The 13,405-nt window shown below is 72.5% G+C and carries 15 protein-coding genes; 8 read left to right on the top strand and 7 right to left on the bottom strand.

Annotated features, from left to right (window positions below; translation table 11 throughout):
- The first annotated feature begins 135 nt into the window (after window positions 1–135).
- The 3 genes from AB0K03_RS17525 (at window position 136) to AB0K03_RS17515 (ending at window position 3,446) form a co-directional block, all read left to right on the top strand.
- A complete protein-coding gene (locus tag AB0K03_RS17525; RefSeq protein WP_364685581.1) occupies window positions 136–852 on the top strand; it encodes a class I SAM-dependent methyltransferase in 717 nt (238 codons plus the stop codon).
- A 146-nt stretch (window positions 853–998) separates the two neighbouring features.
- Window positions 999–1,202, top strand: a complete 204-nt coding sequence (locus tag AB0K03_RS17520; protein ID WP_364685579.1) for a hypothetical protein — start codon at window positions 999–1,001, stop codon at window positions 1,200–1,202.
- A gap of 81 nt (window positions 1,203–1,283) precedes the next feature.
- Entirely contained in the window at window positions 1,284–3,446 is a 2,163-nt protein-coding gene (locus tag AB0K03_RS17515) for a glycoside hydrolase family 15 protein (RefSeq protein WP_364686122.1), read from the top strand.
- Between the two features lie 16 nt (window positions 3,447–3,462).
- On the opposite strand, the gene AB0K03_RS17510 is transcribed toward AB0K03_RS17515, so the two are convergent.
- Window positions 3,463–3,924 carry an Lrp/AsnC family transcriptional regulator gene (locus AB0K03_RS17510; RefSeq protein WP_364685576.1) on the bottom strand — a complete coding sequence of 154 codons (462 nt, stop codon included), beginning with the start codon at window positions 3,922–3,924 and terminating at the stop codon, window positions 3,463–3,465.
- Between the two features lie 223 nt (window positions 3,925–4,147).
- On the opposite strand from AB0K03_RS17510, the gene AB0K03_RS17505 reads away from it, so the two are divergent.
- Window positions 4,148–4,459: an STAS domain-containing protein gene (locus AB0K03_RS17505; RefSeq protein ID WP_364685573.1), complete on the top strand. Its 312-nt coding sequence runs from the start codon at window positions 4,148–4,150 to the stop codon at window positions 4,457–4,459.
- Between the two features lie 489 nt (window positions 4,460–4,948).
- Here the strand turns inward: AB0K03_RS17505 and AB0K03_RS17500 are convergent, their stop codons facing one another.
- On the bottom strand, window positions 4,949–6,091 hold the full coding sequence (locus AB0K03_RS17500; protein WP_364685570.1) for an acyl-CoA dehydrogenase family protein: 1,143 nt from the start codon (window positions 6,089–6,091) through the stop codon (window positions 4,949–4,951).
- A gap of 91 nt (window positions 6,092–6,182) precedes the next feature.
- Window positions 6,183–7,097, bottom strand: a complete 915-nt coding sequence (locus tag AB0K03_RS17495; protein ID WP_364685567.1) for a 5'-3' exonuclease — start codon at window positions 7,095–7,097, stop codon at window positions 6,183–6,185.
- Between the two features lie 92 nt (window positions 7,098–7,189).
- On the opposite strand from AB0K03_RS17495, the gene AB0K03_RS17490 reads away from it, so the two are divergent.
- The 3 genes from AB0K03_RS17490 to AB0K03_RS17480 are packed head-to-tail and all read left to right on the top strand — an operon-like array spanning window position 7,190 to window position 10,350.
- On the top strand, window positions 7,190–7,609 hold the full coding sequence (locus AB0K03_RS17490; RefSeq protein ID WP_364685564.1) for a hypothetical protein: 420 nt from the start codon (window positions 7,190–7,192) through the stop codon (window positions 7,607–7,609).
- A 10-nt stretch (window positions 7,610–7,619) separates the two neighbouring features.
- Window positions 7,620–8,333, top strand: a complete 714-nt coding sequence (locus tag AB0K03_RS17485) for a DUF1775 domain-containing protein (protein ID WP_364685561.1) — start codon at window positions 7,620–7,622, stop codon at window positions 8,331–8,333.
- A gap of 43 nt (window positions 8,334–8,376) precedes the next feature.
- Entirely contained in the window at window positions 8,377–10,350 is a 1,974-nt protein-coding gene (locus AB0K03_RS17480) for a glycerophosphodiester phosphodiesterase family protein (protein ID WP_364685558.1), read from the top strand.
- A 50-nt stretch (window positions 10,351–10,400) separates the two neighbouring features.
- Here the strand turns inward: AB0K03_RS17480 and AB0K03_RS17475 are convergent, their stop codons facing one another.
- From AB0K03_RS17475 to AB0K03_RS17460, 4 genes are all read right to left on the bottom strand, one after another.
- The gene (locus AB0K03_RS17475) at window positions 10,401–10,793 is read right to left on the bottom strand and encodes a nuclear transport factor 2 family protein (protein WP_364685555.1); all 393 of its coding nucleotides are present in this window, start codon (window positions 10,791–10,793) and stop codon (window positions 10,401–10,403) included.
- Window positions 10,790–11,533, bottom strand: a complete 744-nt coding sequence (locus AB0K03_RS17470; RefSeq protein WP_364685552.1) for a methyltransferase domain-containing protein — start codon at window positions 11,531–11,533, stop codon at window positions 10,790–10,792. Before AB0K03_RS17470 ends, AB0K03_RS17475 begins: the two co-directional genes overlap by 4 nt.
- 62 nt (window positions 11,534–11,595) lie before the next feature.
- Entirely contained in the window at window positions 11,596–11,961 is a 366-nt protein-coding gene (locus AB0K03_RS17465) for a hypothetical protein (RefSeq protein ID WP_364685549.1), read from the bottom strand.
- Window positions 11,962–12,004: 43 nt separating this feature from the next.
- The gene (locus AB0K03_RS17460) at window positions 12,005–12,382 is read right to left on the bottom strand and encodes a VOC family protein (RefSeq protein WP_364685546.1); all 378 of its coding nucleotides are present in this window, start codon (window positions 12,380–12,382) and stop codon (window positions 12,005–12,007) included.
- Between the two features lie 195 nt (window positions 12,383–12,577).
- Between AB0K03_RS17460 and AB0K03_RS17455 the strand changes: the two genes are divergently transcribed.
- Window positions 12,578–13,372, top strand: a complete 795-nt coding sequence (locus tag AB0K03_RS17455) for an SCO6745 family protein (protein WP_364685543.1) — start codon at window positions 12,578–12,580, stop codon at window positions 13,370–13,372.
- Window positions 13,373–13,405 lie beyond the last annotated feature (33 nt).

The raw sequence follows: 13,405 nt of genomic DNA, 5'->3' as shown, positions 1-13,405 counted from the left end.
TCGAACCTGCTTTGTTCTTGTCGGTGAATTCAGTGCCCGAAGGGCTCGTGATCGAAACTCCTGCCTCTTCCGTCGGCGTGACCCGGCGCACCACCTGTAAGGCATCCTAGGATCCTGAGATATAGGGTGAGAGCCATGAGCGAGCACGCCACGTCCTTCGGCTCCGTGTCCGGCCGCTACGAACGGGGGCGGCCGCCGTACCCGGAAGCGGCGCTGAACTGGCTGCTGCCCGCCGGCGCACCTCGCATCCTGGACCTCGGCGCGGGCACCGGGAAACTCACCCGCCAGATCGCCGCCCGCGGGCTCCCGGTCACGGCGGTCGACCCCTCGGACGGCATGCTCGCCCAGCTGCGCCACGTTCTGCCCGGCGTACCCGCTCTGCAGGGAACCGCCGAAGACATCCCGCTGCCCGCCGGCAGTGTCGACGCGGTCGTGTGCGCCCAGGCGTGGCACTGGGTCGACGTGGCCCGGGCCGTACCCGAGACCGCCCGGGTCCTCGCCCCCGGCGGCACCCTCGGCCTGATCTGGAACCTGCGCGACGAGACCACCGGCTGGGTACGGCGCCTCGGCGAGATCCTCCGCTCCCCCGAACAACCCCGCCGGACCGAGCTCGGCGCGCCGTACGGACCGGTGGAGCACCACTCGGTGCGCTGGACCCACCGGCTCGATCTCGACCGGCTCCTCGACCTCGTCGCATCCCGCAGCTACGTCATCCTGCTCAGCGACGACGACCGCGCGGGCCTGCTCGACGAGGTGCGGCACCTGGCCGCCACGCACCCGGACCTGGCCGGACGCGACACGTTCGAGCTGCCGTACGTCACTCAGTGCGCGCGGGCGTCGCTTCTTCGCTGACCTCCGGGCGTGTCGCACTTGGTGCACCTTTTCGGGAATTGCGAGAGTTCTGTGCGCCATGCGCACACCCCCTTGAGCGGTCAATGTGCGACGTGTCACAGTGCCAGGTAGCTGATCGGGATTTCACTCCCCTGAGGAGGCACAGGGTGCGTCGCAACTCCGAGATCCGGGCGCTGTGGCTGTCGTCGATCCTCACTTGGTCCTTCATCGCCGGAGCCGCCGCCGGCCTGCTGTCCTGGGCGAGCGGCGCCAACCCCGCGGCCGCCGTCCTCACGGGCGCCGGCGGCTTCTCCGGCGCCACCCTCCTACTCCTGGCCATCGTCAAGTTCCACGACACCGTCGACCGCTAGTCACCCGCTGGACCCGCATAGTGACGAGGTGTATACCGAGAGGTGGCCATGCCCCGGAGCGGAGGAGGCACGGTGGCCCCGATGTACGCCCGCCTCGGCCGCGCGCTGGCGACCGGAATGCTCGGACTCCTGACCGTCGTGCAACCCGCACAAGCCGGCCGCGCCGCACCGCAGGCACCCGGCGCGCCCGGCACCGACGAGCAATACCTGCCCGCCGACAAGTCCGGATTCGGCACCTCCGCCACCACCGCCAGCCCCGTCTGGTTCACCGTGCAGAAAGAGGGCGGCCTCGGCGAGATCTACTACCCCACCATCGGCTCCCCCAGCGCCCGCACGCTCGACTTCGTCATCGCCGACCGGCACGGGCACGCCGTCCGCGCCGGCGCCGCGGCCGACGTCCGCACCGACCTCACCGACCCGCGCAGCCTCAGCTACCGGCAGACCTTCACCGACCGCGCCGGCCGCTGGCGCCTCACCGCCGCGTACGCCACCGACCCGGCCCGCGCCACCGTCCTCATCGACCTGACCCTCACCACCACCCCGGGCCACCCCCACGACCTGTACGCCGTGTACGACCCCGCGCTCGCCAACACCCGCGGCGACGACTCCGGCCGTACCCGGGGCGACGCCCTGCTGGCCACCGACGGCCCGACAGCCGGCGCCCTGGTCGGCTCACCCGCCTTCGCCGCGACCTCCAACGGCTTCCGCGGCGTCAGCGACGGCTGGACGGACCTGCTCACCGACGGCCGCCTCGACTGGCGCCACCCCGCCGCGAACACCGGCAACCTCGTGCAGACCGCCGCCCTGCGCCTCGCCGGACCGCCCGGACACCGGCACGCCACCCTCGCCCTCGGCTTCGGCACCCCGGACACCGCCACGGCGACCGCCCGCGCGTCACTGCGGCAGGGCTTCGACCGGATCGCGCGCTCCTACGCGTACGGATGGCACCGCTATCTCGACGGCCTCGAGCGACCACCGGCCTCCCTGAGCGACCCCCACCAGCGGCAGCTGTACCAGGTGTCCGTCATGGTCCTCGCGGCCGGCGAGGACAAGACCCACCGCGGCGCGTACGTCGCCGCGCCCGCCATGCCCTGGGCGTTCGGCCGCGACGACCCGTCCGGGCCCTACCACCTCGTCTGGTCCCGCGACCTCTACCAGATCGCCACCGCCCTCATCAGCGCCAGCGACACCCGCGGCGCCGGCCGCGCCCTCGACTTCCTCTTCGGTACGCAGCAGAAACCCGACGGTTCCTTCCCGCAGAACTCACAGGTCGACGGCACCCCGGTCTGGGGCGGCCTGCAACTCGACGAGGTCGCCCTGCCGATCGTGCTCGCCTCCCAGCTCGGCCGGACCGACCCGCGGACCTGGGACCACGTACGGCGGGCAGCCGACTTCCTCACCGGCTTCACCCAGGACGGTGACCGGGCACCCTGGACCCCGCAGGACCGCTGGGAGAACCAGTCCGGCTACTCGCCCGCCACGCTCGCCGCCGAGATCGCGGGCCTCGTCTGCGCCGCCGACATCGCCCGCGCCAACGGCGACACCGCCGCCGCCCGCCGCTACCTCGCCACCGCCGACGACTGGCAGGCCCACGTCAAGACATGGACCGTCACCACCACCGGGCCGTACGCGCCGAAGCCGTACTTCCTGCGCCTCACCAAGGACGGCCACCCCGACGCCGGCACCACGTACACCATCGGCGACAGCGGCCCCGCCGACGTCGACCAGCGCCGCGTCGTCGACCCCGGCTTCCTCGAGCTCGTCCGCCTCGGCGTCCTGCCCGCCGACGACCCGGCCGTCGTCAACACCCTGCGCGTCGTCGACACCCAGCTCGGCGTGGCCACCCCCCGCGGCTTCTTCTGGCACCGCGCGTCCTTCGACGGGTACGGCGAGAAGACCGACGGCAGCCAGTGGGACTACGGCCTGCCCGACAACTCCCGCATCACCCGCGGCCGCGCCTGGCCCCTGCTCAACGGCGAACGCGGCGAATACGCCCTCGCCGCCGGCCGCCCGGGCACCGCACGCACGCAACTGACCACCATGGCCCGCGCCGCCGGACCCGGCTACATGCTGCCCGAACAGGTGTGGGACAAGCAGCCGCCCGGCTCCTTCACCCCGGGGACACCCACGTTCTCCGCCACGCCGCTGGCATGGACCCACGCCCAGTTCATCCGGCTGGCCTGGAACGTGCACGCCGGGCGGGTGGCCGAGCAACCCCGGATCGTGGCCCGACGGTACGGCTGAGCGCCGGCGTCTGTCGTCAGTCGGCGGGCGCGGCCGGGGCCATCCGGGGCGGACGGTTCTCGTACGGCGTGCTCAGCACCACCGTGGTGCGCGTGGTGACGTTCGCCGCCGTACGGATCTCCTGCAGCAGCCGTTCCAGATCCGCCGGGCTGGCCACCCGCACCAGCAGCATGTAGAAGTCCTCCCCCGCCACCGAATAGCAGGAGTCGATCTCGGACAGATGCGCCAGCCGCTCCGGCGCGTCGTCCGGCTGCGACGGGTCGAACGGCCGGATCGCCACGAACGCGGTCAACGGCAGCTCCAGCGCCTCGTACGACACCTTCGCCGTGTAACCGTTGATCACGCCGCGCTGCTCGAGGCGCCGTACCCGCTGGTGCACGGCCGACACGCTCAGCCCGACCCGCTCGGCGAGATCGGTGTACGACAGCCGGCCGTCCGCGGTGAGGGCGCCCACGATCGCCCGGTCGATCTCTTCCACGGCATGGAACATACCGCCTGCCGGTGACCGGCCGCGAAACGCAGGCACCCGAGGGCCATCCCCGGCCGTGACCAGGCATCCGAGGCGTGCGCCCCGCGTCCCGCGCCTGCCGTGCGGGCTGCCGTCTCCCCGAACGAGGGACCCGGAACTTCGCGCCTGGAGGGTTGCACGTGAGAATGGCGGGGAACCTCAGCGGCCCGGGCATCGGAAGGACGGCGACCACGTGGAGATCAGCGCCCGCCGCGACGCGGAAACCCTGCGGCTGGAACTCAACGGCGCCCTCGACCTGGTCACCGCCGACATCGTCGCGGAGCGCGTCGAGCAGGCGCTCGCCGAGAAGCCCGCGGAACTCATCCTCGACCTGCGCAACGTGAAGTTCTGCGACTCGGCCGGCATCCACATCATGCTGCGGGCGCGGAACACCGCCCACCGGCAGGGGTCGAGCTTCCGCATCGACAACGTGCACGGCATCATCCGGCGGTCGCTGGAGATCACCGGGGTGCTCGGCGTGCTGACCGCCACGACCGAAGCCTGATCCTTTTCCGCTGCTGCGACGAGGTGTCCGCTGTCCCCTGCCGTGCAGCGCACACCGTGTATGGCATCCTAGGATTCTAGGTTGTATCGGCAGGCGGCGGGATCGTGGTGGCGGCGTCGAGGCGGCGCATCCGGGCCGGCGACCGGCGGGCCGGCGCGGCGGCGAGCGGCGGGTCGGGCTGTGCATGCGCTTGGCGCGCCGATTGCCCGCGCGGAGATGCGGCGAGAACGCGGGGCCGCCGCATTCGCGCCGGGTTCATGCGGACCCGGCCGCCGGGCCGGCGCGGGCTTCGCCTGCGACGCCGGCTTCCTGAGCGGACCCGGCCCGGGCGCCGCACTCGACCGCGGACCCCGCCCGCGGCGCCGGGCTCGGTCGCAGACCCGCCCGCGGCGCCGGGCTCGGTCGCAGACCCGCCCGCGACGCCGGGGTCAGTCGGCCGCCCGCCCGCGACAGCCCGGGGCGTTCGGCCGCCCGCCCGCGGCGGCGGGGTCAGTCGCGGGTCAGGGAGCGGGCGATCACCAGGCGCTGGATCTGGTTGGTGCCCTCCACGATCTGCAGCACCTTCGCCTCCCGGAAGTACCGCTCCACCGGGTAGTCGCTGACGTACCCGGAGCCGCCCAGCACCTGCACCGCGTCCGTGGTCACCTTCATCGCCGTGTCCGTCGCGAAGAGTTTGGCCTTCGCGGCCTCCGCCGAGTACGGCCGGCCGGCGTCCTTGAGCCGCGCCGCGGCCAGCATCAGCGCCCGGGCCGCCGCGATCTGCGTCGCCATGTCCGCGAGCATGAAGCCCACGCCTTGGAAAGCCGCGATCGGCTTGCCGAACTGGGTGCGCTCCTTCGCGTACGCGGCCGCCTGGTCGAGCGCCGCCTGGGCCAGGCCCACCGCGCAGGCCGCGATGCCGAGGCGGCCCGCGTCGAGGGCCTGCATGGCGATGCGGAAACCGCCGCCCTCCTCCCCCACCAGGCGGTCCACGGGCACGCGGGCTCCGTCGAGGACGATCTGGGCCGGCGCCGACGAGCGCAGGCCCATCGTGCGCTCGGGTGGCTGCGGCAGGAGGCCGGGCGTCGTCGCGTCGGCGAGCAGGCAGGAGATGCCCGCGGCACCGGGACCTCCGGTGCGGCAGAAGATGTTGTAGAAGTCGGCGTGGCCGCCGTGGGTGATCCAGGCCTTGGTGCCGGTCACCACGTACTCGTCGGTGTCGCGGACGGCCCGGGTGGTCAGGGACGCCGCGTCGCTGCCGCCCTGTGGCTCCGACAGGCAGTACGCGCCCAGCAGGTCGCCGCCGAGCATGTCGGGCAGGCTCTTGCGCTGGCGCTCCGTGCCGTACGCGGCCACCGGGAAACAGGACAGGGTGTGCACGCTGACCGCCTCGGCGATCGCCACCCAGGACGTGGCCAGGGTTTCCAGCACCTGCAGGTAGACCTCGTACGGCTGCCCGCCGCCGCCGTCGGCCTCCGGGTACGGCAGACCGAGCAGGCCCGCCCGGCCGATCGTGCGCAGCACGTCCCTCGGGAACTCGCCCCGCTCCTCGTAGGGCGCCGCCCGCGGGACGAGCTCGCCCTCGGCGATCTCCCGGGTCAGCCCCAACAACTCGTATGCCTCGTCCGATGGCAAGATCCGCTCGACCGTCACAGCAACGAGCTTAACGGCCGTTAGGTTTTCTTGTCAGCCTGCCCCATGCCAGAATTTTCACGCCGAGTGCTCGAACTGCTACGCACCGCACTCAGGCGCCGGCGAGCGCGTCCACCAGCCGCCGCGCCGACCCCGCCAGATTCCACCGTGCCGCGAGCGCCAGCAGCGCCTCGTCGTCCTTCGGCGCCCGGGGCAGCCGCGCGTCGAAGGCCGGGAGCGGCACGTCCAGCGCCACTTTGCACACCGGCAGCGCCGCCGCCAGGTAGTCCTTCGCCGACAGCAGCTTCGTGCGCAGGCCGGGCGCGAAGCCCGACGCCGGATCGTCGAGGGCGGCGAGGATCTCCTCGACGCCGCCGTAGCGGGCGATCAGGCGGGCCGCGGTCTTCTCGCCCACGCCGGGCACGCCGGGCAGGCCGTCGCTCGGGTCGCCGCGCATGGCGGCGAAGTCGGCGTACCAGCGGGCGGGGACGGCGTACTTGGCCTGGACCGCGGCCTCGTCGCTGTCCTCGAGCTTGGCGACGCCCCGGCCGCAGTAGAGCAGCCGGGTGCGGCGGGTGTCGTCGACGAGCTGGAACAGGTCGCGGTCGCCCGACACCACCTCGACCGGCGCGGGCTGGGTCGCGGCGAGGGTGCCGAGGACGTCGTCGGCCTCGTACCCGTCGACGCCGAAGGCCGGGATGCCGACGGCCTCGAGGACCTGCAGCAGGACCGGGATCTGTTTCTCCAGCGCGGCCGGGACCTCTTCGACGTCGCCGTGGGCGACGCGGTGCTTCTTGTACGACGGGACGAGCGCGACCCGCCACGCCGGGCGCCACGAGGCGTCCAGCGCGCACACCATGCGGTCCGGACGGCGGGTGTGGATCAGCTGCGCCAGCATGTCGGTGAAGCCCCGGACGGCGTTGACGGGCTCCCCCGCCTCCGTCCTCGCGGCGGACTCGGGGATGCCGTGGAACGCGCGGAAATACAGGCTGGGGGCGTCGACGGCCAGCAGAGGTCGCTCGGTCACGGCACAGACCTTAGCCCCGGAGTGTGACAACCCGCCGGATCCCGGGGAGCCCGTGCGAGCCGCGGCCGGCACTTCTGGCACTCTTGCCATTCATGTTCGTCAACAAGTACGGCAAGGCGATCATCGGGTTCCTGTACGCGGTCGCGTACGTGATCATTCCGCTGCTGTCCGGCGACGGCCACATCGACCGGCCGGAGTGGGTGACCGTCGCGATCGCGGTGGTGACGGCCGCGGGCGTCTATCTGGTGCCGCTGGCGCCCGACCGGCCGTGGACGAAGAGCGTCGTCGCGATGCTGCTCGCCGGCCTCAACGTGGCCGCCGTCGTGATCCTCGACGACCGCATCGACGCCCAGGAGTGGGTCATGATCGTGACGGCGGCGCTGGGCGCGATCGGCATCACCGCCGCCCCCGCGCGCACGGAGCCGCCGAAGGACGCGGCCACGGGCGGAACTACGGTGGCAGTGGGCTGGGGCTTCGACCGGCACAGCGGGCAGACGACAGACAAGGCGTAGGGAGTCAGGCGTGCGTAACGGTTTCCGGTGGTCCGCGGCAGGTGTGCTCGCGGGGCTGGGGGTGCTGGCTCTCGCCGCTCCCGCCGCCGCGCACGTCGAGGTGAGTGCGGACAAGGACCGGGCCGGAGCCTCCGACGTGACACTGACCTTCCACGGCGAGGCCGAGAGCACCTCGGCGGGCATCAAGAGCGAGCGGGTCGTGCTGCCGGAGGGGATCGACCCGGCCACGGTGACGCTGGTGAAGGCTCCGGCCGGATGGACGTTCACGCGCGGCGCGGACGGGTTCACCGTGGGCGGCAAGGCCCTGAAGGTGGGCGCCGACGCGGAGTGGAAAGTCAAGATCGCGAAGCTCCCGGACGGGCAGACGCGGTTGTCGTTCAGGACCCTCGAGACGTACGGGGACGGGAAGGTCTCGCGCTGGATCGAGATCCAGCGCGCGGGCGAGGACGAGCCGGACAATCCGGCACCGCTGATCACACTCAAGCCCGGTCCGAAAGCGACGGCGACGGCGACCACCGCACAGCCCACCGTGAGCGCGCCGGGGGCCGCCGCCTCGGGACCGGCTCCCGCCGGGGTGGCGCCGAGCACGCCGGCGACCGTGCAGGCCGAGCCCGCCGCGGACGACGGCGGTTCGTCGCTGTGGTGGGTGTGGGTGCTCGCCGGAGCGCTGATCGTGGCCGGCGGCGCCGTCTTCCTGGCACGGCGGCGCCCGAACCGGTCCTGACGGCGTTCACCTTCGCGTCACCTGCGCCCGGCACCGTGCGGGCATGGCATCGAGACGCTTCATCGCCGTCGCCGTGGCTGCCGCGCTGGCCGCACCGGCGGCTGCGACCGTACCCGTGACGGCCGCCGCCGCGGCCCCGGCGCGCAAGAGCTTCGACCTGCAGGCCCACCGCGGGGGAATCGCCCTGCGCCCCGAGAGCACGCTCGCGGCGTTCGGCAACGCGCTGCGCCTAGGCGTCAGCACGCTCGAGCTGGACGTGCAGATCACCAAGGACGGCGCGGCCGTCGTCACCCACGACCGCAAGGTCGACGCGCGCAAGTGCGGGCCCGAGTTCGCCGGGCGGTTCGTCAAGGATCTGACGCTGGCGCAGGTCCGCACGATGGACTGCGGGCGTACGCTGACCGACTTCCCGGGCCAGGTGGCCGTGCCGGGCGCTCGGATGCCGCTGCTGTCCGAGGTGTTCGACCTCGTGCACACCTACCGGGCGACCGGCGTGACGCTCAACGTCGAGACCAAGGTGGAGGCCGGCGCGCCGCAGGAGACCGCCCCGCGCGAGCAGTTCGTCCGGGTGGTCGCGCAGGAGGTCCGCCGGGCCGGGCTGCTGCGGCAGGTGACGATCCAGAGCTTCGACTGGGGCGCCCTGAAGCTGATGCGCCGGGTGGAGCCGCGGCTGCCGCTCGTGGCGCTGACCAACCGGGACTTCCTGCAGACCGGGCAGCCGGGCGCGTCGCCGTGGCTGGGCGGGCTCGACATCGACGACTTCGGCGGCGACCCCATCGCCGCGATCCGCTCCTTCGGCGCGGACGCGTTCTCGCCGGTGTACGGCTGGGCGCGACCCGGCGGCGGCTACGACGCGTACGTCACGCGGGACACGGTGCGCCACGCCCACCGGTACGGCATCGAGGTGGTGCCGTGGACCGTGGACGACCCGGCGGTCATGGCGGACATGCTCCGGCTCGGCGTCGACGGGCTGATCACGGACCGGCCGGACGTGCTGCGCGAGGTGCTCGCCTCCAACGGCTTCCGCCTGCCGCGCCCGTACGCCTCGCCCTTCGACATCCAGGCCCACCGGGGTGGGCGGGCGACGCGCCCGGAGAACACCCTGGCCGCCTTCCGCAACGCCCTGGCCGACCCGGACGTGTCCACGCTGGAGATGGACACCGGTGTCACGCGCGACGGCGTCCTGGTGGTCACCCACGACCGCACGGTCGACCCGGGCCACTGCGTCGACACCGGCAGCGAGGTGTACGTCGGCAAGCTCATCCACGACCTCACGCTGGCGCAGCTGAAGACCATCGACTGCGGCTCGAAGACCAACCTGCCCGGTCAGGTGGCGGTGCCCGGCGAGCGGATCCCCACGCTGGACGAGGTGTTCGCTACGGTACGGGCCGGCGGGCGCCCGGACATCCGCATCAACATCGAAACGAAGCTCAGCCCGATCTCCGACGACACGGTGGACTACCGCACGTTCACCGTGAAGCTGACCCGGGCCGTCACGGCCGCCGGCTTCGCCCGGCGGGCCACGATCCAGTCGTTCGACTGGCGCACGATCATGCTGTCGCGGCGGATCGCGCCACGCATCGAGACGGTCGCGCTGGTCTGGCAGTACGGTCCGCAGGAGTGCGAGTCCCTCGCGGACGAGTGCTCCCTGCAGGCGGTGTACGGCGACCCGTCGGTGCGCAGCCCGTGGACCGGCGGCCTGGACTGGTGGCGCTTCAAGGACCTCGGCAACCTGGTCGACGCCGCCGGCGCCACCACGGTCTCGGCCAACTGGCAGGTGCACGACCCGGCCCAGCCCGCGGTGGCGGATCCGGACTGGTACCTGCGGCAGGACCCGGCGTACTACTTCGGGCCGGGCGTACGGGTGCTGCAGCGGCGGGACCACCTCAAGGTGGTGCCGTACACGATCGACGACGAGCGGATCATGCAGCGCGTCATCGACCTGGGCGTGGACGGACTGATCACCGACGACCCCGCTCGGGCGGTGCTGGTCGCGCGGCGCAACGGCCTGCGCTGACTCCGCCGCCGGCCCGGGCCCGGCGAGACGTCGCCGGGCCCGGGCGCTCCTCAGCCGGCGGCGGCCTCGCGCTGGATCCGGTCGAACTGGGCGGCCATCGCGGCGGACAGCTCCTGGGCGGCGGACAGCGGGCGGACCATGACCGTGAACTCGTCGATGAGACCGTTCTCGTTCAGGTGCAGGAAGTCGCAGCCCTCGACGGCGACCGCACCGATACGGGCCTCGAACACCAGCGCGTGGTCGCGGCCGCCGTCGCCGGTCAGCTCACGGACGTACCGGAAATCCTCGAACACCCGCAGCACGCCGCGCAGGATCGCCGCGGTGATGGCCTTGCCCAGGTAGGGCTTGAACGCCACCGGGCTGCGGAACACCACGTCGTCGGCCAGGGCCGCCGCGATGGCGTCAGGGTCACGTGCCTCCACCGCACGGCGAAAATCGATCACGATCCCAGCGTACGGGGTTTGCGGACGCTTGCCGCCTTGCGCGCGACGACGAGCCAGTACCGAGGCGCGCCGTCCCGGCTCCGCCCCAGGCTGCTCAGGGCGATCGTGCCCACGGTGAAGCCGGCCGCCGTCAGGTCGTCCCGTACGGCGCGGAAGGCGGCGGTCCGGTAGTACATGACGAACGTCGGCCGCCACACGGCGTTGCGAACCCGCATCGCCAGGTCGAATCCGAGCATCCCCCAGTGGGCGAGCGACGTGACCGGCGGTGGCGCCCAGATCGGGAAGGCGAAGAGCCCGCCCGGCCGCAGCGTACGGTGCACCCCCTCGAAGAGCGCGGGACGTTCCACGGGCAGGAAATGCCCGAGCGCCCCGAAGGTGACCGCGAGGTCGAAGCGGTCGGCGAAGGGAAGAGCACGGACGTCGGCGCGCACCAACGCGGCTTCCGGATGGGCGCTGCGAGCCTGTGCCAGCATCCCGGCGCTGAAGTCCACACCGGTGACCGGTCCCCGGCACAGCGAGCGAAGAGCCGTCAGCCCCGCGCCGGTGCCGCAGCACACGTCCAGCCCGGCGCCGAACGGGCCGAAGCCGGACAGCGCGTGGACGGTCGCGTCCAGGAAGCTGTCCGGGGTGCGGAAGGGCGTGTGGTCGAACTTCGGGGCCAGGAGGTCGTAGCCGCGCTCGACGGAGGACAACGCCTGGACGCTCAGTTCCCGCAGGGTCGGGCCGTGTCGCGAGATCACCGGCCGAGGGTACCCAGGCGGCCTACCCGCAGCAGGATCTACTTGTGCGGGTCCCGCAGCGTCTACTCGCGCGAGTCCCGCAGCACGAGGAGGACGTACTCGACGATCAGCGTGAGCACGGTCAGCACCACCGCGACGAAGAGTGCCGCCAGCGAGCTCGTCTGCAGCCAGACGACGGCCGGCGGCGGCGAGTCGAAGCTCGCCGCCCATCGCTGCACGGCGCCGCCGTCGCACGCCGGCGAGGAACAGGAGCTGTCGGCCTGGGAGCCGGCCGCGACCACGCCCAGGACGAAACCGGACGCGCAGACGAACGGTGCCAGCAACGCGAACCACAACCGGAACCGCCGGGTGCCCCACACCCACGACAGCACCCACACCGCCGGCAGGAGTATCGGCAGAAGCCAGTCGGCCGGCTCGATCTGAAGCATCGTCCGCGACGATATCGGCCCGGTGCCCGCCCCGGGACTCCGGTCAGCCGTTCGGCCGCTTCTCGATCGCCTGCAGCGACCAGCTGTTGCCGTCCGGGTCCCGGAAGTAGACGAACCTGCCCCATGGCTGCACGTCGACGTCACTGGCCTCGACACCGAGATCCACCAGGTGACCGCGGGCGGCCTCGGCATCGGCCACGACGACTTGAATCTGCTGGCTGCCCGGCACCTTGTCGGTCACGCCGTCACCGATCACGATCGAGCAGGCCGATCCGGGCGGGGTGAGCTGAACGAACCGCAGGCCGTCACGCACCTGATGGTCGTGGTCGGCGGTGAACCCGATCCGCTGGTAGAAGGCCTTGGCGCGGTCGACGTCGGTCACGGGCACGGGGATGAGCTCGATCTTCCACGTTGATGTCATGACCCTCATCGTGCCGACAATTGCGGCCAGAACACGACCGACGTCGCCGAGGAGCATGGATCACGTCCGATACCGCGATCGTCACCGGCGCCGTTGTCGTATCTCGGGCCCGTCGTTCGTAGCAAGGATGGAAGCTGCCGCTACGACCGCAGGAGGTGCCGACCTATGCCCCACCCACGGGCCACGGTTCACCGCATGTTCGAGCTCCTCGAGCCCATCGCCACCGTCACCTTCTCCGAGTCGGTGAATGAGGCGTTCCTCGCCCTCGGCATGCGCAACTACTGGGACGGCTACTTCGCCGGCCGCGCCGCGCCGCTGGGTGCGGCACCGGCCGAGGTGGTGCACGCCGTCTTCTACAACTTCGCCGACGGGGAGGTCGCTCGTCACATCCCCTGGGTCTGGGGGAAGACCACCCCGCAGGAGGCAATCACCGTACGGGAACGCGCCAGCGCCGCCGCGCTGCGGGACGGGATGGGCCGGCTCGCCGGCTCCCCCGATCTGGTACGGACCGCCGACCTCGCCACCCGGGCAGCCCTCAGCGCGCCGACCGAGGGCCGGCCCCTGTACGCCGGCCTCCGCGCGCTCGGCGTACCCGAGCAACCGGTGGCCAGACTCTGGCACGCGGCGACGCTGCTGCGCGAGCACCGCGGGGACGGCCACAACGCCGTCCTCGTCGCCCACGGCATCGGCGGCACCGAGGCCCACGTCCTGCTCGCTCTCTCGCTCGGCATGAGGGCGGAGGAGTTCGGCCGGGTCCACCACCTGCCCCGGGCGTACCTGGCCACGGTCGTCGACGGGCTGCGCACCCGCGGCCTCGTGGACGCCGCCGGCCGGTTCACCGACGCCGGCCGCGACACCCGGGAGCGGGTCGAGGCCCGCACCGACGACCTGGCGGCTGCGGCGTACGACGTGCTCGACGCCGGCGAGCTCGCCGAGCTGATCGCCGGGCTCGAGCCGATCGCCGCCGCCCTGCAGGCCCTCGACGACTGAGCAAGCTCCTCGGCCTCCCGCAGCTCGCGCCGT

This window comes from Actinoplanes sp. NPDC049316 (assembly GCF_040677315.1).
GTDB lineage: Bacteria > Actinomycetota > Actinomycetes > Mycobacteriales > Micromonosporaceae > Actinoplanes.
This window is presented reverse-complemented; position numbering and strand designations above follow the sequence as displayed.

What these genes read in the sequence shown, in the direction of transcription:
- AB0K03_RS17525 (WP_364685581.1), top strand. Translation starts at nt 136, where the DNA reads ATGAGCGAGCACGCCACGTCCTTCGGCTCCGTGTCCGGCCGCTACGAA.
- AB0K03_RS17515 (WP_364686122.1), top strand. Translation starts at nt 1,284, where the DNA reads ATGTACGCCCGCCTCGGCCGCGCGCTGGCGACCGGAATGCTCGGACTC.
- AB0K03_RS17490 (WP_364685564.1), top strand. Translation starts at nt 7,190, where the DNA reads ATGTTCGTCAACAAGTACGGCAAGGCGATCATCGGGTTCCTGTACGCG.
- AB0K03_RS17480 (WP_364685558.1), top strand. Translation starts at nt 8,377, where the DNA reads ATGGCATCGAGACGCTTCATCGCCGTCGCCGTGGCTGCCGCGCTGGCC.
- AB0K03_RS17465 (WP_364685549.1), bottom strand. Translation starts at nt 11,961, where the DNA reads ATGCTTCAGATCGAGCCGGCCGACTGGCTTCTGCCGATACTCCTGCCG.
- AB0K03_RS17460 (WP_364685546.1), bottom strand. Translation starts at nt 12,382, where the DNA reads ATGACATCAACGTGGAAGATCGAGCTCATCCCCGTGCCCGTGACCGAC.
- AB0K03_RS17455 (WP_364685543.1), top strand. Translation starts at nt 12,578, where the DNA reads ATGTTCGAGCTCCTCGAGCCCATCGCCACCGTCACCTTCTCCGAGTCG.